The sequence below is a fragment of the Roseovarius gahaiensis genome, from assembly GCF_011601345.1.
In the GTDB taxonomy this organism is placed as follows: Bacteria; Pseudomonadota; Alphaproteobacteria; order Rhodobacterales; family Rhodobacteraceae; genus Roseovarius; species Roseovarius gahaiensis.
This window is the reverse complement of record NZ_JAAORB010000020.1, coordinates 11,441-32,729: the sequence shown is the minus strand read 5'-3', so window position 1 is coordinate 32,729 and position 21,289 is coordinate 11,441. Positions and strand designations below refer to the sequence as shown.

The following is a 21,289-nucleotide window of genomic DNA, read 5'->3' as shown; positions in this document are numbered from 1 at the left end:
GATCAGGCCTCATCACTCCATCGCGGCCATGCGCAACCCCAAAGAGGCGCGATAGCGCGGGTCGCCTGTGAGGCCTTGCAGGTTGTCCAAAACCGCCAGAACCCGGCCTAGACCAATGTCGCGCGCCCATGCGATCGGCCCCTTGGGGTAGTTCAAGCCAAACTGCATCGCGGCATCCACATCGCTTTCGCTGGCCACGCCTTGCAACACGGCTTCGAACCCCTCGTTGGCCAGCATCCCGACAGTGCGCATCACCACCAGCCCCGGCCAATCAGGTAGATGTGTGCAAACGATGCCCTGCCCCTGCAAGGTGGCCGCAACCCGCGCCACCATATCCTGCGGCACATCCGGCGAGGTGGCAAAACCCAGACGTTGCCCCGGCGCATCGGCGTTCAGCAAATCCAGCACCATCACCGGCGCGCCCTTTTCGCGCGCGATCTGGCGGGCCAGCCGCCCGTCGCTTGGCACGATATGAATGCCGTCGATCACGCAGGGGTGCATGGGGTCTATGGGCGTTGGGAGGGCAAGGTCGGGGTCGGCCGGCTCGGTCTGCGGCGTTGGCGCAGACGTGTCTTTGGCGTAGTCATAAAACCCACGCCCCGATTTACGCCCCAGATGACCGGCGTTCACCAGTTCCCGTTGCGCCAGTGAGGGGCGAAACCGCGGGTCTTGATAGAACGCATCGAACACCGATTGGCTGACGGCATAATTCACATCATGGCCGATCAGATCCATCAGGGCGAACGGCCCCATGCGAAACCCGCCGCCGTCGGTCATCAGCGCATCCAGCGTTGCGGGGCTGGCGACCTGTTCTTCAAAAAGGCGCAACGCTTCGGCATAAAACGGGCGGGCGACGCGGTTGACGATAAAGCCGGGCGTCGATTTTGCCCGCACGGCAACTTTGCCCCACGCGCCAGCCAAATCGAACACCGCTTGCGCCACCTCGGGCGCGGTGGCCCGCCCTGACACGACTTCAACCAGTTTCATCACCGGGGCCGGGTTGAAAAAATGCATCCCCACCATGCGCTCTGGGGCGGCAAGGGCGCGGGCGATGGACGTCACCGAAATCGACGAGGTATTCGTCGCCAGTATCGCATCGTCCGCGACGGTCTTTTCCAGTTCGGCAAAAACAGTCTGCTTGATCGCCAGATCCTCAACGATGGCCTCGATCACCAGACCGGCCCCGGCCAAATCGGCCAGATCGGCCACAGGCCGGATACGATCCAGCAGGGCGTTGGCCTCATCGGCTGTCATCTTGGCGCGCGCCACGCGGCTGTCCAACCGCTGTGACAGTCCGGCCTTGGCTGCGCGGGCGGCGTCCGGGGCGACATCATACAATAAAACCTGATGGCCATACGCGGCGGCAACTTGCGCAATCCCCGCGCCCATGGTGCCCGCGCCGATCACGGCGACGATCCTTTTGTGGTCTGTAGCAGACATGCCGCGTTATCCTTTCACCGGGTCAGGGCAGACAGCGGCTTTGGCCTGATGGGCGCTGGCCACCACTGCACGGCGCGCAGGTGCATAGCCGGGCTGCCCCGTCATGGCATAAAGCGCCGATGTCACGTCAAAATGCCGGGCCAGACCGCCACGCGTCACCCGTTCGATCGGGCCATCAGGATAGCCAAGCCCCAGTTTGCAAGTCTTGTCCATGTCCTCGGCGGTGGCCAGCCCTTCATCAAGAAACCGAAGGGCGTCATTATATTTGGGCCGCACAAGACGGTCGACGATGCGCCCCGGTTGATCTGCACACACGACGACATCAAAGCCAGCCACCTCAAAAATCGCGCGCGCCGCGTCCAAAGCGGCCGCGTCGGTTGCGGGCTGGCGCACCAGTTCAATCAGGTTCGACGGCGCGTCATTGCCATTGCGATAGCGCGCAAACCCAACTGCGTTCGATCCTTCCCGGCCCATATCCTCGCCGGTGTGAACGCCAAGGCATTCGGTGTCCAGTTCCACCAACACGGCTGTTTTCGATGGATCGGGTGCGTAACCTCCGCCCAGATGCATCGTCACATCTGCCCGTTCTGTTGCGCGGTCCACAATCGTATCACCTGACGGGAACGAGCGGCTGTCGCCCGATGCAACAATGCTGAAATCGGGGGCCGTGTCGGCGCGCTGTCGGCTTTGCCCTGTCAGCAACCCCTGCCCCGATTTATTGCCCAGCCTGCCCGCCGCCACCATCCGGCGCAGCAACGGCGGCACCGAGGCGCGGCGATCCAGCGTGATCGGATAAAACGCCTCGCCCAGCAAAACCTGAGTGTCCAGCCCAATCAAATCCAACAGAGTGCAGGGGCCCATCTTGTAACCCAGCCCGCTTTTGATTGCGATGTCGATATCTTCGGCCGTGGCCAGCCCCGCCTCGATCGCGCGGATCACGTCATTGTTGAACGGCACCAAAAGCGCGTTCAGGATAAAGCCCGGTTTGTCCTGCGTTTCTACGGGAAGCTGCCCGGCGGCTTCGGTCCATGCCCACGCCTCGCGAAATGTCTCGTCCGAGGTGTTCAGCCCGCGCGACATCTCGATCAGTTTCATCAATTCGGCGGGCAGGCAGAAATGCATGCCAACAACCCGATCTTCACGACCACAGCCACTGGCGATCTGGGTGATCGACAGGGTCGACGTGTTAGAGGCAAAGATCGTCTGGGGTTTACAGATCGTGTTCAGCTCTTTGAACAACGCCTGTTTCACCTCAAGGTTCTCATAGATCGCCTCGATCACCAGATCGCAATCGGCCAGATCGGCCAGATCGGTGCTATCTTGCAGACGCGCCAGCGTGGCGTCGCTGTCCTCGGGGGACATGCGACCCCGGTCCACCGATTTTTTCAAGAACTTTTCCGCAGCCCCGCGCGATCGCGACAGCGCTTCGGACGATCGGTCAAAACGGATGGTTTCAAACCCGCCGCGCACCGCCACAAGGGCAATGCCCGCCCCCATGGTGCCACCTGCGCCACAAACTGCAACTTTTCTGATCCGGGTCATTTGCTTCTGAAGCTCCTTCCGATGAGTTGGCGATGAACCTGGTTGGTGCCCTCCCAGATTTGCGTGATCTTGGCATCGCGCATCAAACGCTCGGCCCGGTAGTCGCGGCAATAGCCATAGCCGCCGTGAAACTGGACGCATTCGGTGGTCATCTTCATCGCCAGATCCGAGGCGCGCAATTTCCCGACCGAGGCTTCAAGCCCAAAGTTGCTATCGCCGCCATCCACCAGATCGGCGACATAATCCAGCCAGCGTTCCACCATCAGCAGCTCGGCCGCCAAATCGGCCAGAATGAACTGATTACCTTGAAAATCCAGAACGGCCTTGCCCGATTGCTCGCGGTCATTGCCATAGGCGACCATGTCACGAAACGCGGCGCGGGCGATGCCGCGCGCCTGTGCGGCCACCGAAGGGCGCGATTTGTTCAGCGAGGCCAGCAGAATGGCCAGCCCCTCGCCCGGGGCCCCCAAAAGGTTGGCACGCGGCACACGCACATTGTCAAACGACAGCGCACAGGTGGACGAGCCGTTATGCCCCATCTTGCGTTCTTTCGAAATCACGCTGAATCCATCAGCGCCCTTTTCCATGATCAGTGCCGAAATCGCCTTTTTCGGATCGTCGATGCCCGCCCATTTGCCGAACACCAAATACAAATCGGCCACATCACCGTTCGAGATAAAGATCTTGTTGCCCTTGACGATGATATCCTCACCATCGGGGGTAAAGGTGGTTTTCATGCCCGTGGCATCCGATCCGGCGGTGGGTTCGGTAATGGCCAGCGCGCCCATGCCACCCTCGGCAATTCGGGGCAAAAGGCGCGCGCGCTGCTCGTCGGTGCCAAAGTCGATCAGCGGCTTCATGCCGTGGTAATTCGTGGCGTATATAATCCCAGTCGAGGCGCAGGCCTCGGAGATGATCGACACGATTTCCAGATACAGCTTGTAAGACATCGGCATGCCGCCGAAGGCTTCGGGAATAAAGATGGTGTTCAGGCCCAGCGCATTGATCGCCTCGACATTCTTCCACGGGAATTCGCCAGTCTGGTCGATATGCTCGGCATTGGGGGCGATGACCTCGTCGACCATGCGCTGAACCTGTGTCAGGATCTGGCGTTCTTCATCGTTCCAGTTGCGTGCAGACAGCACCTTTTCATACATTTTCATCAGTGGTTCATCCCTTGTGCGCCGTCGATATAAATTGTCTCTCCGGTCAGAAAGGCGATATCTTCGGCAAAGATCGCACCCACCAACCGGGCCACATCCGCAGGCTGACCCGGCCCGCCGGTGGGGATGCGTGACTGCATCCACGCGCGCACCTTGTCGCGGGCCAGAAACGCGCGGTTCAGGTCGGTTTCAATATAGCCCGGCGCCACCGTCATGACACGGATGCCATCACGCGCCCATTCCACCGCCATGCAGCGCGTCATCGCGGCCACCGCCGCCTTGGACGCGCAATAGGCCAGATTGTCGGGCACGCCCATCTTGTCAAAAAACGATCCGATATTGACGATCGTGCCGCCACTGGCCCGCAAATGCGGATAGACCTCGCGCGCGGCGACCATCACGGCGGTGGTATTCAGCGCCATGGTTGTATTGAAATCAGCGGTACTCAGCGTCGCGGTTGCGCCGCCGATATGCACCCCGGCATTGTTGACCAGCCCAACCACCAGCCCCTGCGCCGCGATGTCGGCAAATGTCTGGCGCACGGCATCTTCGTCGGTCATGTCACAGCACATCTGGCGGCCCGCACTGCCCGTGCCTGAACGCGACAGGCCCACCACGGCAAAGCCGCGGCGTTCAAGATCCTGCGCGACGGCAAGGCCAATCCCCTTGGATGCGCCGGTGACAATGATCTGTCCTTCACTCATCGCGAAACTCCGGTTTGCGCTTTTCTTCGAAGGCGGCCATGCCTTCTTCGGCGTCGCGCGTGCGATAGGCCAAGGTCGACAGGTCCGCCTCGGTTTGCAGGCCCTCGTGCAGCGGGGTATCGGCCGCGCGTTGCACCGCGCGGCGGGCGCAGTCCAGCACCGGCAGGCTGTAACGGGTAAAGCGCCCGGCAAAATCCCGACCGGCCTGCATCAGATCACCTTGGGCCATCGCATTGATCAGGCCGATGCGTTCGGCCTCGTCCGCCGCCACGTTGCGGCCCGTCATGATGATTTCCAGCGCCCGCGCCTCGCCCACCAACCGCGGCAGGCGTTGTGTGCCGCCATAGCCGGGGATCAGGCCCAGCTTGACCTCGGGCAGGCCAAACACCGCGTTCGGACTGGCCAGCCGAAAGGTGCAGGCCATCGCCAGTTCCGCCCCGCCGCCAAAAGCATAGCCGTTGACCAGTGCCACCGAGGCAATCGGCAGCCTGTCCAGCCGGGCAAACACCGCCTGCCCCAGTTCGGCACCGCGTTTCTGATCGGTTAGGGATCGGTTGCGCAGCTCTTTGATATCGGCCCCGGCGCAAAATGCCTTGTCGCCCGCGCCGGTGATCAGCAGGGCGCGCACGTCGCGCCAGCCCGCCACCTCATCAATCGCGGCACCGATGCGGCGCAGAATGTCAAACGATAGCGCATTCAGCGCCTCGGGCCGGTTCAGCGTCAACAGCGCGTAGCCGTCTTCGGTTTTCGTCAGGTCGATTGTCATGAGGCCGATACCTTGTTTTCTACGTAACGCACGGGGTCCAGCTTGATCGCGCCCGTTCTGACCATTTCGGTCAAGGCCCGCTTGAGGATCTTGCCACTGGCCGTCAGGGGCAGGTCATCCAACGCGATGAACCATTCGGGCATGTCGAATTTCGACAGCCCCTCGTCGGCGAGATGATCCAGCACCTCGGCTCCGGTCAGGTTGCCGATGATGGCCAGACATACCTTTTCGCCCAAGCGATCATCTGGCACCGGAAAGGCCGCCGCCTTGCTGATTCCGGGATGCGTCAGGGCGCGGGCCTCGATCTGCGAGGGATAGATGTTATGGCCCCCACGAATGATCAAATCCTTGACCCGGCCCTCGATCCGCAGATTGCCCGCAGTATCAAACGACCCCAGATCGCCCGACATCAGATACCCGTGCCGGTTAAAGGTATTTTCGGTCGCGGCCTGATTGGCGTAATAGCCTAGCATCAACGCCGCGCCGCGCCCGCCGATTTCACCGATTTCGCCCGGTGGCACCTCTTGATCGGGGTTGTCACGGTCCCAGATGCGCACCTCGTAAGCCGGGCCGCCCCGGCCACAGGTGGACACCCAGACATCCTTGGGGTCGTCGGGATGCGTGTATTGATGCGAGGACGATTCCGTCATGCCGTAGATGTTTTGCGGGGTGATCCCCTGATCGGCAAAGGATTTCGCGACCACCTCGGGGATGGGCGACCCCGCCATGTAGAATATGCGCACCTGCCCGATCTGGGGGATGTCCCGGCGGGCCTGCTCGGCCAGAATGTCCATGGCGTGGGTGGGCACGCCCAAAACATAGGTGGCCCCGGTTTCGATGATCCAATCCAACCGGCTGATCCCGGATGGTGGATCGTCGGTGACAAGCTGCGCACCGCACACCAGCCACTGTGCCACGGCCACCCAAGCGATGTGATGCGACAGCGGGCTGAGCGTCAGCAGCGTCTGATCATGGCCCAACTGCCAGTCCCGCACCAGATCGCGGGCATTGGCCAGCAAGGTGTTGGACGAATGCATCACGCATTTCGGCTTGCCCGTGGTCCCCGAGGTAAAGGCCAGATAGGCGATACTGTCAGGGTTGGCGTGCACCTCGGGGTCGACCTGCGTGATATGGGTGGGGAAGCTATCGGGTGTATAGACCTTCTTGAAAAAAGGCAGCTCGGCCAGCATGGCGTCCAAATCGCAACTGGCGCGGTCGGCCCCCCAGCCCGGTTCGGTGATCAGGGCACTGGCCTGAAGTTCGGTCAGCAGATCGATGATCTCATCGCAGGTATAGGTGCGGTGAAGCGACGGGTTGCAGGCGATCCCTTGGCGCGCGCAGGCCAGAAAGGCAATCACCGCCTCGGCCCGATTGGACAGCCAAAGCGAGACCCGGTCGCCTGCCAAAATCCCCTGCTCGTGCAGGTCATCCGCCAGCGCATCAACCCGCGCCCTCAGCGTGCGCCAGTCCAGCCAGCACTGCCCGTCACGCAGGGCCATAGCATCGGGGCGGGCTTCGGCATGGCGCGCCAGCAAGCTGTAGAACGTGTCGTCAGCCCAAAGCCCTGCCTTATAGAATCCGCGGGCTGTGCCCGGATCGTGCAATGTCAGGAAAGGTTTCATGCCGCCCTCCGTTACTGGCCAAATTTCGACGGGTCCGGCTTGCGGCGGTCGTTGAAACTGGCATTCATCTCTTTGGCCTCTTCGGTTCTTAGATATTGGCTGAGCAACAGGTCATGGGTCACGCGCGACAGCCCCCCGACCCCGCCATGCCGGGCATTGAACGCCGCCTTGATCGAGGCCAGCGCAAACGCCCCGCGATCTGCAATCTCAAGTGCGAATTCACGGGTTTTCGCCGCCAGTTCATCATCCGGGGCAATCCTGTTGATCAGCCCCATGTCGCGCGCCTCTTCGGCGCTGATCTTGGGGTTGGCATACCAAATTTCCTTGGCGCGTTTCTTGCCGACCAGATCTTCCAGATACCATGTGCCATAGCCCGCATCGAACGACCCCATCATCGGCCCGACCTGACGGAATACGGCACTTTGCTTGGCAATGGTCACGTCACAGACCATCTGCAAGACATTGCCGCCGCCCACGGCAAAGCCGTTGACGCTTGCGATCACGGGCTTTTGCAACTTGTCGATGGCCTCGTACATCTCAAGCGTGGGCAAGGTTCCGGCATATAGCCGGGTTTTTTCCATGCCATCCTTTTGGCCACCGATGCAAAAAAACTTGTCGCCCGCACCGGTCAGCACGATCACACGGGTGCGGGTTTCGCGGCGAATACCCTCGATACAGTCGCGGATTTCATGACACATGGTTTCGGTGAACATGTTGCCATCATCGGGCCGGTTCAGCGTGATTGTTCCGATGGGGCCGTCTTCTTCATAGGTGATCTGTGTGAATGTCATGCTGTCTGTCCTGTCATCTTGGAGGTAAAGTGCCGACCCGGCCGGGCCTGCGATATCTAGTCCTTCGCTCCGCCGGCGGGTGGGCGCAAAAGCTCTTCGTTATGCTGGCCAAGGCGCGGCGGCGCCGAGCGTGGAACGCAAGGCGCCCCGTCCACCTGTATGCCAAGTCCGACCTGTGGCAGCAGGCCGTTGCCTTCCTGCTCAAGCGCAAAGAACATGCCGCGATCTTGAAAATCAGCATCAGAGGCCACTTCATCCAGACTGTTGATGGGCCCGGCGGGCACCCGTGCCTTGGCAAAAATCTCTAGCCAGTCTGCTCGGGGCCGGGTTCGCAGGATATCCTGAATGCGCGTGACGATCTGTTGGCGATGGTCGCGGCGCTTGGCGTTGCTGGAAAATTCAGGCCGCTCCGCGAAATCGGGCTGGTCGACGGCCTGCCAGAAACGTGTCCAGATCGCATCGGTGCCAAGCCCCAGGGTTATCGGACGGTCAGCGGTCTCAAAGGACTGGTAAACCGCGATCACGCTATCCGTTCCGCCCGAACGGCGCGGCACCTCACCCGAGCCAAGATAAGCAGACAGGCGGCAACTTAGAAAACGCGTCATGCTTTCGACAAGGCTGACGTCGATCTTGCGGCCCATGCCGGTGCGCGCGCGATCAAAAAGTGCGGCAATCGTGGCCGTGGCGGCATCCTGTCCGGCCAGCATGTCCGCCCCGGGTGCCCCGATCTTTTGCGGCGGGCCATCGGCCTGCCCGGTGATATCCATGACCCCGGAATAGCCTTCCGCGATCAAGTCATAGCAGGTCAGATCGGCGCGGCGACCGCTAAGCCCAAAGCCTGTGATCGACACGAAAATCACATCCTCGCGGATCTCGCGGATGCTTTCATGATCCAGCTCCAGCTTGCGCTGCACATCGGGTGGCTGGTTGGTGACCACCACATCGGCCGACCGGATAAGATCCAGCAGGTGGGCTCGCCCTTCGTCAGACCGCAGGTCAAGCGCCACGCTTTTCTTGTTGCGGTTGACCGACGCGAACCACAGCGATGTATCGTTCAAAAACGGCGGTCCCCAATGGCGCGCATCATCGCCGCCCGGCCGTTCGACCTTGATCACCTCGGCACCGAAATCGGACAGTAGCATCGTGGCATAGGGGCCAGCGACAGAGGTCGTCAGGTCGACCACCCGCACCCCGTCCAGAAACCCAAAGCCTTGCCCGGTTTTCCAAACAGGCAACGTATCGCAGGGCAAACCAGACCAGTCATGCGCGTCGTCAGATTTGCGGTTCTCCATAATGTCACCTTTCTACAGCAGCTTGCCAAAGGTGTCGCAAACCACGTGCCAGCTTCACCGGGGCACGGCCTTGCAGGGCAAGTGGCAACGAAAAAGGCTGCTCCTGTCCGTGCTAGGACAATGCCGCGCAAAACGTGTCGCCAACGCGAGCAGCCGTGCACAAAAGTGTCCACAAAACGGACGCGCGCCTAAGCCTCGAAATCTTCTTCCAGCTTTTTGTAGAGATACGAGCGCGAAACCCCGAGATGTTCGGCCACTTTTTTCTTGTTGCCATTGAACCGGATCATCGCATCGGCGATCAGTTTACGTTCCAACTGGCCCAGAACATCCTTGAGCGATCCGCCATCGGCAAGGTCGGTGACCACCGCCGGCGCAGCAGCAATTCGGGGGGGCGGTGCGGCATGCCCCGCGTGTTCAAAATCCGCCACCCTCAGCCAGCCGTTTTCTGCAAAGACAAAGGCGCGTTCAATGACATGGCGCAATTCACGCACATTGCCCGGCCATGCCCGCCCCATGAGCAAATCGGGCACCGCCTCTTCGACCTCGGGTATGGGCCGATCGTAATGATCTGACAAATCTTTCAGAAAATGCTCCAGCAACAGCGGAATATCTTCGATACGCTCGGCAAGGGTGGGCATTTTTATGAGCACCGGGCTGATCCGATAAAACAGGTCCAGACGGAACTTTTCTTGTTCGATAGAACGCTCCAGATCGCGGTTGGTCGCGCTGATCAAACGGAAATCAACCTGACGCGGGCTTTCGCCGCCGACGCGTTCGACCAGCCTGTCTTGCAACACGCGCAGCAACTTGGATTGCACCTCAAGCGGCATATCCCCGATCTCGTCCAGAAAGATCGTGCCTTTGTCGGCCTGCTCGAACTTGCCCAGCCGACCTTTGCTGTCGGCGCCGGTGAACGATCCCGGCTCATACCCGAACAGCTCGCTTTCCACCAAAGAGGCTGGCAGGGCCGCGGCATTCACAGTGACCAGCCGTGCCTTGTTGCGCGGGCTTAATGCATGTAGCGCCTTGGCCACCAGCTCTTTGCCGGTGCCGGATTCACCTTGGACCAGCACTGGAATATCCAGCGGCGCAACCTTGCGGATCTGATCGCGCACCGCCTCGATGGCAGGGCTCTGACCGACGATGGCCTTCAAAAACGCCTCGGCGCGTTCACTGACCTTGCGTTCGGTGCGATAGCTTGCGATTTCTTTTTCCAACACGTTGATCCGGCGCGCCAGGGCCTCAACCTGCTGTGGCCCCTTGAACATCACGCGACCGATCGCGCCCACCACCATTCCGTCATGCTTGATCGGGTGTCGGGATACGACACGTTCACTGTCACGCATTTTCTGAATCTGGCCCACCTCGGCAACGCCGGTGCGCACCACATGGTGAAGGCGAGTGTTTTGAATCACATCACGCACGTTCCGGCCTACGCCTTCACCAGTTTTCAGACCAAAGAACTTTTCATGTACCGGCGATACGAACGCCAGCCGGGCCTTGGCGTCGATCACTGCCATCGCATCGTAAGGATCGCTTAGAATATGGTCGATGATATCAAAGGAAAAATCGACCTGTGTGAAAAACCGCAGAACCGTGTCGGTCACTTGGTCGAAAAACAAAACCAGCCGCCCGCCCTGAACGCCGGTGACAAGCGCGACATACTGCACATCCGTTAACAACGCGGGCACAATCCGGCGCTCTATCGCCTCGGCCATCCAATCGGGGTCGCTGACCATTGCCGTCAGCCGCTGATCCTGCCCCGCACCAAGTTGCAAGACAACCTGTCCGTCATCATCGACAACGATCAACCCTTTGACATTTGGCGATTTATCGCTGGTCATGCTGTAATCCTTTCGGCTTGCTGTCCAAGCGGCAAGCGCGCGATGTCCGCATTCAAGACAACTCTGTCGAAGGCTGACCGCATTGACAACACCTCATAGCAAAAGACTTTAGCAGCAGCCTACTTGGACCTTTAACCGATAAGCTTTGAAGAGTTTGGCACGGTTTTTGTGGTACCCTGATGTGTCGCCAGTATTCCGGCCCGCGCGACGCAAAGCAGGCCCTTACGACGACAGGGGAGGACGCAATGCAATTTCAGATCGACAAACACCTACGCCAGACGCAAAGCCAGAAACTGTCGCAACAGGCGATCCAGTCGATCAGGATTTTGCAAATGAACGGTCAGGATCTGCACGCGTTCCTGACCGACGAAGCTGAAAAAAATCCGCTGCTTGATCTCAGTTTTCCGGTGCCGGGCAAGGCGGCGCAGGCCAGCCCGGCGCGGCCTGTCCCGTCGCCCTCTGCAGGGATACCAGCGGGCGGCGATTTGCCGGGAATTGCCGAAACCCACGCCTGCCCCGTCACCCTGCGCGAGTATCTTCTGGATCAGGCTACGCTGACGTTCAGGCGTCCGCAAAACCGCAGGATCGCAGCCGAGATCATCGAGTCGATCGAGCCCGACGGCTATCTGCGCCGCCCCATCAGCGACATTGCACGCGCCCTTGGCCTGCCCGAGCGCCCTTTGCTGGACGTGCTGGCCCGCATTCAACAGTTCGACCCTTGCGGCGTGGCAGCGCGTGATCTGGCCGAATGCTTGCGCCTGCAATTGCAAGACCAAGGCGAGTTAACAGACAAGCGGGCGTGTCTGCTGGCCAATCTGCCCTTGCTGGCAGCCTATGACTTTGATGCCTTGGCGCGCAAATGTGGCTGTGACCGCAACGACGTCATGGCGATGGTGGCCCGACTGAAACAATTGAACCCGGCCCCGGGCCGCCAGTTTGACAGTGCGCCAGTGCCGCTGGCCATGCCGGACATCCTGCTGACCCCGGCGCACGATGGAGAGTTTCGGGTGGAACTGAACCCCGAAGTTCTGCCCCGCGCCTTGGTAGATCGCGAATATCAAGCGCTGATCCGACCGCAGGCCCGCGAGACGCATGAAAAGAAATTCATCGCCGATTGCCTGCGCAATGCGACATGGCTGGTGCGCAATCTGGACATGCGGGCCCAAACCATTCTGCGGGTCGCCACCGAACTGGTCGCACAACAACGCGAATTCTTTCTGCATGGCGCGGCCAGTCTGCGGCCCCTGTGCCTGCGCGATATCGCCGATGCGGTCGGCGTGCATCAATCCACGGTGTCACGTGCCATCGCCAACAAATATATTCTGGGGCCACGCGGGCTGGTGGCGATGAAATCCCTGTTCTCCGAAGGGCTGGCCACTTCGGGCGGGGAGGAACAGGTGTCAGGCGCCGCAGTGCGCAACCGGATCAGCGCGTTGGTGAATGCCGAGCGCGCAGATGCCATCCTGTCGGATGACGCCATCGTCAGCGCGCTTGACCGGTCTGGCATCACCATAGCACGGCGCACGGTGGCCAAATACCGGCGGATGCTGCGCATCCCGTCCTCGTCGGTGCGACGGCGCATTAAAGCAGCGCAGGCACAGCCCGCCGCCTGATCCTTGCTATTGCATGGTTGGCACCGGATTTGCGTGGTGCAGGGGTATCACCGCGGCTCTTGACCCCGCAAACAGGAGCGACCCATGCAAGACGTCTTTATCTGCGATTACATCCGCACCCCGATTGGCCGCTTTGGCGGTGCCCTGTCACCGGTGCGCGCCGATGATCTGGGGGCCGTGCCTTTGCGCGCGCTGATGGAACGCAACCCGCGCGTTGATTGGGCCGCCGTGGATGACGTGATCTTTGGCTGCGCCAATCAGGCAGGTGAAGACAACCGAAATGTTGCGCGCATGTCGCTGCTGCTGGCCGGGCTGCCCGAGGGGGTGCCAGGCACGACAATCAACCGCTTATGCGGTTCGGGCATGGATGCGGTTATTGCCGGGGCACGGGCCATCCGCACCGGCGAGGCCGACCTGATCATCGCAGGCGGCGTCGAAAGCATGAGCCGCGCACCCTTTGTCATGCCCAAGGCTGAAACAGCCTTTTCGCGCAATGCCGCCATCTACGACACCACCATCGGCTGGCGGTTCGTAAACCCCCTGATGCACGACGCGCACGGCACCGATGCAATGCCTGAAACCGCTGAAAACGTGGCCGAGGATTTCTCGATCAGCCGCGCGGATCAGGATGCGTTTGCCCTGCGCTCGCAACAGCGTGCCGGTGCCGCGATGGATAGCGGACGGCTGGCGCAGGAAATCACCCCGGTCACGATCCCGCAGCGCAAGGGCGATCCGCGTATCGTGGTGCAGGATGAACACCCCCGGCCCGGCACCAGCGCAGAGTCACTGGCAAACTTGCCTACCCCGTTTCGCAAGGGCGGCACCGTGACCGCGGGCAACGCCTCGGGCGTCAATGACGGCGCGGCAGGTCTGGTTCTGGCATCGGATGCCGCGGTCAAAGCATATGGGCTGACACCGCTTGCCCGTGTCACCGGCGGGGCGGCGGCGGGTGTCGCGCCGCGCATCATGGGGTTCGGCCCCGCACCCGCGTCGAAAAAGCTGATGGCACGGCTGGGGCTGTCGGTGGCAGATTTTGACATCATTGAACTGAACGAGGCCTTCGCCAGTCAGGCGCTTGCCACTCTGCGGGACTTGTCGATCGCGGATGACGATCCCCGCGTCAACCCCAACGGCGGCGCCATTGCCTTGGGGCATCCACTTGGCATGTCGGGCGCGCGTCTTGCAGGCAGCGCGGCGCTTGAATTGCACCTGACCGGCGGGCAGCGCGCGCTGGCGACAATGTGTATCGGCGTGGGACAAGGGATCGCGCTGGCGCTTGAGGCTGCGTGATCCACGAATGTGCGGGTGTGCTCGAAAAAGACACTCGCGCGCGCCTTCTGTCCTTGGAAACGCCACATGACATGAAATGGCCGCCCCGGCCTTGTCCGGGGGTGCCAGTCTGCCAGGCCCGGAGGGTCTGTTCGGCCAGATGCCCCGTCCTGATCCGCACCGCCGCAGGTATGGGGACGCGTTTTTACAAAGGTTTCGGAATCGCGCGCGATCTACAGGAAAAGCACGGCAGTCGCCGCAATGCCCAAGGCAATGGCATGCTTGTTGCGTTGCTACGGGTGGGCCGACGAAAGCGCGGCCACAAGACGATAAGATCCTAGGGAGGAGATCAGAGAATGAAACTTTTGACAGGGGTAACCGCAACACTTGCGTTGTCAGCCGGGTTTGCGACGGCGCAAGATATATCAGGCGACACCGTCAAGATCGGCGCCATGGTCGATATGACGGGTGTTTATTCCGCCAATGGCGGCATGGGCGCAGTTCTGGGCGCTGAAATGGCGATTGAAGACTTTGGCGGCACCGTGAACGGCAAGCCGATCGAATTGCTGTCGGCCAACTATCAGAACCGGGTGGATGTCGCATCAAACCTTGCGCGGGAATGGATCGACCAAGATGGCGTCGACATGATGATCGAGTCCACCGACTCGGCCGCAGCGATCGCCATTCAGAACATCGGCAAGGAAAAGAACGTTTTGTCTGTCGCGGCGGGCTCGGCCTCGACCGCGTTGACCAACGGCGAATGCGCGGCGACCGGCATTCACTATGTCTATGACACCTACGCGCTGGCCACCGGAACCGGCAACGCCATTGTGAAGAACGGCTTGACCGACTGGTATTTCATCACCGCCGACTACGCCTTTGGGCATTCGCTTGAAGAAAACACCGCCAGCGTTGTGCAAGAGCTTGGCGGCAATGTGGTGGGCACCGTGCGCCACCCGTTCAAGGCCACCGACTACAGCTCCTTCATCCTACAGGCGCAATCGTCGGGATCGGATGTGGTGGCCTTTGCCAATGCCGGCACCGATTTCAGCACAGCCTTGAAACAGGCCAGCGAATTCGGCGTTGTTCAGGGTGGTCAGACCATCGCGGGGATGCTGGTGTTTCTGACCGATATCTACGCACTGGGGCTGGATGTGGCGCAGGGCCTGACCTACACCACCGGGTTCTACTGGGATCACAACGATGAAACCCGCGCCTTTGCCGCACGTTTCAAGGAACGTCATGGCAGCATGCCCACGATGATCCATGCCGGGTTCTACTCCGCCGTCACCCACTATCTGAACGCGGTCGAAGCCACCGGCACCGACGATACGGCAACCGTCCGCAAATGGATGGGCGAGAATCCGATCAACGATTTCTTCGCCAAGGATGGCTATATCCGCGAGGATGGCCGCATGATGCACACGATGTATCTGGCTCAGGTCAAGTCGCCTGACGAAGCCGAGAACGAGGATGACGTGGCCCGCGTGCTGCGCGAGATCCCCGCAGAAGAAGCCTACATGCCGCTTGAGAAAAGCACCTGCGCGCTTGTGAACGGCTGACAGTCTGACCCCGGCGGCGCCTTTATTCTAGGGCGCCGCCTTTTCGGCAAGGCAAGGAAAGCAATCCCATGACATCCCGCCACAAAGACGGGGCTGATTATGTTCTCACGGCCAAGGGTTTGACCAAGGTCTTCGGGGGCATAAGGGCCGTAGACAACGTGGATCTTTCGGTGCGGCGTAACACGATACACGCGCTGATCGGTCCGAACGGGGCAGGCAAGACAACCTGTTTCAACCTTTTGAGCAAGTTTCTGACACCGAGCAGCGGCACGATCAAATATGAAGGTCAGGACGTGACCGCCCTGCCACCCGCGACAATCGCGCGACAAGGCATGGTGCGCTCGTTCCAAATTTCGGCGGTCTTCGCCAGCATGAGCGTGCTGGAAAACGTGCGACTGGCGCTGCAACGGCGCGTGCATGGCCCGTCGTTCGATTTCTGGCGCTCTGTCAAATGCCTGCACGCGCTGGAGGACGAGGCCGTATCGCTGCTGGAAGAGGTCGGTTTGGCCGATTTCCTGCACGCGCGCGCCGCTGATCTGCCCTATGGGCGCAAGCGGGCGCTGGAAATTGCCACCACACTTGCGTTGGACCCGCAGCTTTTGTTGCTGGATGAACCTCTGGCCGGGATGGGCCAAGAGGATATCGGCCGCACCTCGGATCTGATCAAGCGGGTCGCACAGACCCGGACGGTTCTGATGGTGGAACACAACCTGTCCGTCGTCGCCACCTTGTCGGACCAGATCACCGTGCTGGCGCGCGGCGCGGTTCTGGCCGAGGGCGATTATGCCGCGGTGTCGCAAAATCCCGCCGTGGTCGAGGCCTATATCGGAGAGCCCCATGACACATACGATTGAACACACCGGCCCCGGTGCGCCCGCCGCGCAATCCGATACCATGCTTGAAGTGTCGGGTCTGAACGGCTGGTATGGCGAAAGCCACGTGCTGCATGACATAAACCTGCGCGTCGGCAGCGGCGAAGTCGTCACCTTGCTGGGCCGCAACGGCGCGGGCAAGACCACCACACTCAAGGCGATCATGGGCCTGCTGAAAACCCGGAGCGGCAGCATCCGTTTTCAGGGCCATGAAGTTATCGACACACCCGCGCGCAGCATTGCAAAAATGGGCGTCGGCTATGTGCCCGATGATCGCGGGATCTTTGGCAGCCTGTCCGTGCTGGAGAACCTGCTTTTGCCCCCCAAGGTGGCCGAGGGCGGGTTTGACCTGCCCGATATATACGAGCTGTTTCCAAACCTTCAGGAGCGGCTGGACAGCTATGGCAACAAGCTGTCGGGTGGCGAACAGCAAATGCTGTCGATCGCGCGTATCCTGCGCACCGGTGCGCGCTTTGTGCTGATGGACGAACCCACCGAGGGGCTGGCCCCGGTGATCATCCACCAGATCGGCCATACCGTGCGGCGGCTGAAAAAGGCAGGCTTTACCATTCTGCTGGTCGAACAGAATTTCCACTTCGCCCGCGAACTCGCAGACCGTCATTACATCGTTCAGGAAGGTCGTATCATCGACGAATTCCGCAACGATGAGGTCACGGAAAACCTGGACAAGATCCAGGGCTATCTTGGCATATAAGGAAATCAGTCATGTTCGAGCTTTTGGGAATTCCGCCGCAGGCGCTGTTTGGCCAAGTTCTTCTTGGGCTGATCAACGGATCCTTTTATGCCGTGCTAAGCCTTGGCCTTGCGGTGATCTTTGGCCTGTTGAACATCATCAACTTCGCGCATGGTGCGCTTTACATGATGGGGGCCTTCGTGGCGTGGATGCTGCTGACCTATCTGGGCATCCCGTTCTGGGCGGCGCTTGTGGTATCGCCGATGATCGTGGGGGGGATCGGCATGGTGATCGAACGCACCATGTTGCGCCCGCTGCATGATCTTGATCACCTCTACAGCCTGCTTTTGACCTTTGGTCTGACGCTGGTCATTACCGGTCTGTTCCAGAATTTCTATGGCGTGTCGGGCAAGCCCTATCCGATCCCGGCGGTGCTGACCGGCGTTGTCAATCTGGGCTTCATGTTCCTGCCCATCTACCGCGCCTTTATCATCGTCATGGCGGTGATCGTGTGCTTTGCCACGTGGTTCCTGATCGAAAAAACGCGGCTTGGTTCGTATCTGCGGGCCGCCACGGAAAACCCCGAAATGGTCAGCGCCTTCGGCATCAACGTGCCGCTTCTGGTCACGCTGACCTACGGGTTTGGCGTGGCGCTTGCCGCCTTTGCCGGGGTGCTGGCCGCACCGGTGTATTCGGTCAATCCCGTGATGGGCAACGACATCATCATCGTGGTGTTCGCCGTCATCGTGATCGGTGGCATGGGGTCGATCATGGGCGCTATTATCGGTGGTTTCGGGCTGGGCGTGGTCGAAGGCCTGACCAAGGTTTTCTATCCCGAGGCGTCGACAACGATCATTTTCATCATCATGGCGCTTGTGCTGCTGCTGAAACCCAGCGGTATCTTCGGGCGGGAGGTCTAAATCATGACGCAACAAACGGAATCCACGACTCCGGCGCAGACGCAAAACAAATCCAGCGGACGCAACCGGACCACGCGCCATCACATGATCGCCTTTGGCCTGATTGCGGCCTTCGTCGTGATCGCCCCGCAGTTCCTTTATCCAGTTTTTGTGATGAAGCTTTTGTGTTTTGCGCTGTTTGCCATGGCGTTCAACCTGATGCTGGGCTTTGGTGGCCTGCTGTCCTTCGGACATGCCGCGTTCTTTGGCGGGGCGGCCTATGCCGCCGGCCACGCCGCCAAGGTCTGGGGCTGGCCACCTGAACTGGCCATTGCCTTTGCGGTTCTGGTGGGCGCAGCAATGGGCGCGGCCTTTGGGTTTGTTGCCATCAAAAGCCGTGGAATCTACTTTGCGATGATCACACTGGCCTTTGCGCAGATGGTGTATTTCTATGCCCTGCAATCTCCGGTCACAGGGGGCGAGGATGGCTTGCAAAGCATCCCGCGCAATTCACTGTTCGGGCTTGTCGATTTGTCCTCGGATGGGGCGTTCTATTGGCTTGTTGCGGTGATCTTTATGATCGGCATCCTGTTTGTTTACCGGGTGATCCATTCGCCGTTTGGCGAGGTGCTGAAAGGCATCCGCGAGAACGAACAGCGCATGATCTCGCTTGGGTATCAGGTGCAGCGCTACAAGCTGGTGACGTTCATCATCTCGGCGGCGCTGTCGGGGCTTGCCGGCGGCACCAAGGCGTTGGTGTTTCATCTGGCGTCGCTGGTCGATGTGCATTGGACCATGTCCGGCGAGGTTGTCCTGATGACCCTGATCGGTGGCATGGGGACGATCTTTGGCCCGATCATTGGGGCGGGGGTGATCGTGGCAATGCAGAACTATCTGGCCGATCTGGGATCGCTGGTGCTGATCGTGCAAGGGCTGGTCTTTATCGTTTGCGTGCTGACCTTCCGCGAAGGCATTATCGGCGTGCTGGCCAAATGGCTGAAAACCCGTCTTTAATCAATTGGGCCTGCCCTTGTTCAGGGGCGGGCCCACACACCGCTTGAACCATAAAAGGGCAGGACACGATGACGGCACCCCTCAAGGATATACGCGTTCTGGATTTCTCGACCCTGCTGCCGGGGCCGATGGCCACCCTGTTTCTGGCCGAGGCCGGCGCCGAGGTGATCAAGATCGAACGCCCCGGGCGCGGCGAAGAAATGCGCAGCTATGATCCCAAGTGGGGGCAGGACAGCGCCAATTTCGCGATGCTGAACCGTGGCAAGAAATCGCTTGCACTGGATCTGAAAGACCCCGCACAGCGCGCCCGCCTGATCCCGCTGCTGAAAGACGTCGATATCGTTGTGGAGCAGTTTCGCCCCGGCGTTATGGCCCGTTTAGGCCTCAGCTACGAAGACATCGCTGCCATCAACCCCGAAATCATTTACTGTTCGATCACCGGCTACGGACAATCAGGGCCCAAGGCAGCCCGCGCAGGGCATGACCTGAACTATATCGGCGACAGCGGCTTGCTTGCGCTAAGTTGCGGACGCCCCGAGGCCCCGGTTTTGCCACCGGCGCTGATTGCCGATATCGCGGGCGGCACCTATCCGGCGGTGTTCAATATCCTGCTGGCCTTGCGTGACCGCGACCAGACCGGCAAGGGCGCGCATCTGGACATCTCAATGTCCGACAACCTGTTTCCGTTCATGTATTGGGCTATGGCAGAGGGCCAGACCACCCACCAATGGCCGGGCAATGGCGATGCGCTTGTCACCGGCGGATCGCCGCGCTACCGGCTGTATCCCACCAGCGATGGCCGATTTGTTGCCGCCGCGCCGATCGAGGAAAAATTCTGGCAGGCGTTTGCCGATGCCATCGACCTGCCGGATGATCTACGCGACGATACGCATGATCCCGCGGCCACAGCACAGGCCGTTGGTGCCCGTATCGCCGACAAGCCCGCCGATCACTGGCGCGCCGCGTTCGAGCGTGCAGATTGCTGCTGCACCGTTGTTCAAACCCTGCAAGAGGCTCTACAAGACCCCCACTTTCAAAGTCGTGGTTTGCTGGAGCACGAGGTGGAAAACACCGACGGCGCGCGCCAGATCGCCCTGCCCGTGCCCGTGGCCGGCCAGTTTCGCACGGCACCCCATGCCGCCCGCGCCCCGACCCTTGGGGCGGACAATGACTTGGCGCCACAGGCAACCCCCAACACAGGAGATACGGAATGAAGGCTGTTCTGGTTCGCGATTTCGGCCCGGTCGGGCAGGCCAGAATCGAAGAATGCCCCAGCCCCCGGCCCGCCGCGCAGGAGGTCGTCGTTGATCTGCGCGCAACCGAAGTGAACTATCCCGATATCCTTGTGATGGAGGGCAAATACCAGATCAAGCCGCCGCTTCCCTTTTCGCCGGGCAAGGCCGGGGCCGGGGTGATTTCGGCGGTCGGCCCCGATGTCAGCGGGCATAGCGTCGGCGACCACGTGGCCGTGCAGTCGGAATACGGCACTTATGCCGAACAAATCGCAATCAGCGCCGAAAGCTGCCACCCAATGCCCGACGACATGCCGTTTCCCGTCGGCGCGGCGCTTGGTCTTGTGTATCAAACGGCGTATTTCGCCCTGATCGACCGGGCGGCGATGAAACCCGGTGACACGGTTCTGGTTCTGGGGGCATCGGGCGGCGTCGGATCCGCCAGCGTTCAATTGGCCCGCGCGCTTGGGGCAAGCTGTGTCCTCGGCGGGGTCAAGGGCGAACAAAACGCGGAACTGGCCCGCGCTGCGGGCTGTGACGCCACGATTGATCTTGGCATGGAAAACCTGCGCGACGGGCTGCGCGATCAGGTCCGCGCGGCCACGAACGGGCATGGCGCGGATATCGTGATTGACCCCGTGGGTGGTAGCGTCACCGAGGCCGCCTTGCGCGCCATGGCATGGCGCGGGCGGCTGGTGGTGGTTGGCTTCGCGGCGGGCGACATCCCAACGATCCGGGCCAATTACCTGTTGGTCAAGAACATCGCTGTTACGGGGCTGCAATGGTCTGACTACCGGGATCGCGATCCGGCTTGGGTGCAAAGCGTGCAACAAGACATCTTCGCGCTTTGGTCAGACGGCAAACTGTCCCCACAGATCGCCGATACCCTGCCGCTGTCGGAATTTGCCGAGGCGCTGAAACGCCTGAAAGACGGGCGCGCACACGGCAAAATCATACTTGAACCCTAAGC

General features: G+C 60.8%; 18 protein-coding genes. 9 read left to right on the top strand and 9 right to left on the bottom strand.

Annotated elements, in window-relative coordinates; all coding sequences use genetic code 11:
- Positions 1–12: 12 nt before the first annotated feature.
- The 9 genes from HAT86_RS10600 to HAT86_RS10560 form a co-directional block, all read right to left on the bottom strand.
- On the bottom strand, positions 13–1,440 hold the full coding sequence (locus HAT86_RS10600; protein ID WP_167197056.1) for a 3-hydroxyacyl-CoA dehydrogenase NAD-binding domain-containing protein: 1,428 nt from the start codon (positions 1,438–1,440) through the stop codon (positions 13–15).
- A gap of 6 nt (positions 1,441–1,446) precedes the next feature.
- Positions 1,447–2,982 carry a 3-hydroxyacyl-CoA dehydrogenase NAD-binding domain-containing protein gene (locus tag HAT86_RS10595; RefSeq protein ID WP_167197053.1) on the bottom strand — a complete coding sequence of 512 codons (1,536 nt, stop codon included), beginning with the start codon at positions 2,980–2,982 and terminating at the stop codon, positions 1,447–1,449.
- On the bottom strand, positions 2,979–4,145 hold the full coding sequence (locus HAT86_RS10590; RefSeq protein ID WP_167197051.1) for an acyl-CoA dehydrogenase family protein: 1,167 nt from the start codon (positions 4,143–4,145) through the stop codon (positions 2,979–2,981). Before HAT86_RS10590 ends, HAT86_RS10595 begins: the two co-directional genes overlap by 4 nt.
- Positions 4,145–4,849 (bottom strand): SDR family NAD(P)-dependent oxidoreductase, encoded by a 705-nt coding sequence (locus HAT86_RS10585; protein ID WP_167197048.1) that lies wholly within the window; start codon positions 4,847–4,849, stop codon positions 4,145–4,147. The genes HAT86_RS10590 and HAT86_RS10585 overlap by 1 nt, the downstream gene beginning before the upstream one ends.
- Positions 4,842–5,615, bottom strand: a complete 774-nt coding sequence (locus tag HAT86_RS10580; protein ID WP_167197045.1) for an enoyl-CoA hydratase/isomerase family protein — start codon at positions 5,613–5,615, stop codon at positions 4,842–4,844. Before HAT86_RS10580 ends, HAT86_RS10585 begins: the two co-directional genes overlap by 8 nt.
- On the bottom strand, positions 5,612–7,237 hold the full coding sequence (locus HAT86_RS10575; protein WP_167197042.1) for a class I adenylate-forming enzyme family protein: 1,626 nt from the start codon (positions 7,235–7,237) through the stop codon (positions 5,612–5,614). The genes HAT86_RS10580 and HAT86_RS10575 overlap by 4 nt, the downstream gene beginning before the upstream one ends.
- An 11-nt stretch (positions 7,238–7,248) precedes the next feature.
- Entirely contained in the window at positions 7,249–8,028 is a 780-nt protein-coding gene (locus HAT86_RS10570) for an enoyl-CoA hydratase-related protein (protein ID WP_167197039.1), read from the bottom strand.
- A gap of 56 nt (positions 8,029–8,084) precedes the next feature.
- Positions 8,085–9,320, bottom strand: coding sequence for a CaiB/BaiF CoA transferase family protein (locus tag HAT86_RS10565; RefSeq protein WP_167197036.1), 1,236 nt, complete (start codon positions 9,318–9,320; stop codon positions 8,085–8,087).
- Positions 9,321–9,508: 188 nt separating this feature from the next.
- Positions 9,509–11,164: a sigma-54 interaction domain-containing protein gene (locus tag HAT86_RS10560; RefSeq protein WP_167197034.1), complete on the bottom strand. Its 1,656-nt coding sequence runs from the start codon at positions 11,162–11,164 to the stop codon at positions 9,509–9,511.
- A 245-nt stretch (positions 11,165–11,409) separates the two neighbouring features.
- Here HAT86_RS10560 and rpoN point away from each other — a divergent pair, with 245 nt between their 5' ends.
- The 9 genes from rpoN (at position 11,410) to HAT86_RS10515 (ending at position 21,287) form a co-directional block, all read left to right on the top strand.
- Positions 11,410–12,777, top strand: a complete 1,368-nt coding sequence (rpoN, locus tag HAT86_RS10555; protein ID WP_167197030.1) for an RNA polymerase factor sigma-54 — start codon at positions 11,410–11,412, stop codon at positions 12,775–12,777.
- Between the two features lie 84 nt (positions 12,778–12,861).
- On the top strand, positions 12,862–14,067 hold the full coding sequence (gene pcaF / locus HAT86_RS10550; protein ID WP_167197026.1) for a 3-oxoadipyl-CoA thiolase: 1,206 nt from the start codon (positions 12,862–12,864) through the stop codon (positions 14,065–14,067).
- A 335-nt stretch (positions 14,068–14,402) separates the two neighbouring features.
- Complete coding sequence (locus HAT86_RS10545; protein ID WP_167197023.1) at positions 14,403–15,608, top strand: ABC transporter substrate-binding protein; 1,206 nt, start codon at positions 14,403–14,405, stop codon at positions 15,606–15,608.
- A 68-nt stretch (positions 15,609–15,676) separates the two neighbouring features.
- On the top strand, positions 15,677–16,462 hold the full coding sequence (locus HAT86_RS10540; protein ID WP_167197020.1) for an ABC transporter ATP-binding protein: 786 nt from the start codon (positions 15,677–15,679) through the stop codon (positions 16,460–16,462).
- Positions 16,446–17,195 (top strand): ABC transporter ATP-binding protein, encoded by a 750-nt coding sequence (locus HAT86_RS10535; RefSeq protein WP_167197017.1) that lies wholly within the window; start codon positions 16,446–16,448, stop codon positions 17,193–17,195. The genes HAT86_RS10540 and HAT86_RS10535 overlap by 17 nt, the downstream gene beginning before the upstream one ends.
- Positions 17,196–17,206: 11 nt before the next feature.
- Positions 17,207–18,094: a branched-chain amino acid ABC transporter permease gene (locus HAT86_RS10530; RefSeq protein ID WP_167197014.1), complete on the top strand. Its 888-nt coding sequence runs from the start codon at positions 17,207–17,209 to the stop codon at positions 18,092–18,094.
- 3 nt (positions 18,095–18,097) lie between these two features.
- Positions 18,098–19,087: a branched-chain amino acid ABC transporter permease gene (locus tag HAT86_RS10525; protein WP_167197011.1), complete on the top strand. Its 990-nt coding sequence runs from the start codon at positions 18,098–18,100 to the stop codon at positions 19,085–19,087.
- Between the two features lie 68 nt (positions 19,088–19,155).
- Positions 19,156–20,301 (top strand): CaiB/BaiF CoA transferase family protein, encoded by a 1,146-nt coding sequence (locus tag HAT86_RS10520; RefSeq protein ID WP_167197008.1) that lies wholly within the window; start codon positions 19,156–19,158, stop codon positions 20,299–20,301.
- On the top strand, positions 20,298–21,287 hold the full coding sequence (locus HAT86_RS10515; protein WP_167197005.1) for an NADPH:quinone oxidoreductase family protein: 990 nt from the start codon (positions 20,298–20,300) through the stop codon (positions 21,285–21,287). Before HAT86_RS10520 ends, HAT86_RS10515 begins: the two co-directional genes overlap by 4 nt.
- Positions 21,288–21,289: the final 2 nt, after the last annotated feature.